We start from the raw sequence: 543 nt of genomic DNA on the forward strand, positions 1-543 counted from the left end.
ACTGGCCCTCGGACCGTCGCTAATGCGGGTTCACTGTAATTCGCGTTGCGCCGCCCCGCCTGTGCCGTCAAATCGGCCCGCCCGTGGGGTTTCGCCTCTCAGGGCCCTCTAAGGGGGGAGAGTTATCTATTAGTATGGGTGAGCGAAATCGTGCACCCTTGCTTGCACCCCGTTGCACCGCAACTACGACCCCGATCCCCGGCCGTCCTTCCATATGTGGAACATATCGGCCTTTCTCTTAACTGAATCAGTCACATGGGCTGTTGCCACGGCCCCTTGCTAGCACTGCTAGGACGTGCTAGGATTTTGGCATGTCGTGGAAGCTCATCACCCCCGATCCGAACGCCCCGCACGGCCTTTCGCTGGCACGGGTGAAAGAGCACGCCCGCATCAGTCACGACGACGAAGACCTTGCCATCGACGGGATGCTGTTCGCGGCAATCGAGCACGTCGCGGACCTCACCGGCCGCAGGACATAGGCGACCTGCGCGAGCGGGTGGCATTGCAGCGGTTCGAGACCATCGAGACCGACATGGGCGGCTT

The 543-nt window shown here is 61.7% G+C and carries 1 protein-coding gene; it reads left to right on the top strand.

All coding sequences use genetic code 11. The features are described 5' to 3' along the window. Positions 1-311 precede the first annotated feature (311 nt). A complete protein-coding gene (locus CK240_RS18530) occupies positions 312-479 on the top strand; it encodes a head-tail connector protein (protein WP_135058970.1) in 168 nt (55 codons plus the stop codon). The last annotated feature ends 64 nt before the right edge of the window (positions 480-543 follow it).

It is taken from the genome of Paracoccus salipaludis (genome assembly GCF_002287065.1).
GTDB lineage: Bacteria > Pseudomonadota > Alphaproteobacteria > Rhodobacterales > Rhodobacteraceae > Paracoccus > Paracoccus salipaludis.

Bases quoted from the DNA above. Each gene is read 5' to 3' on its own strand.
- CK240_RS18530 (WP_135058970.1), top strand. From the start codon at position 312: ATGTCGTGGAAGCTCATCACCCCCGATCCGAACGCCCCGCACGGCCTT.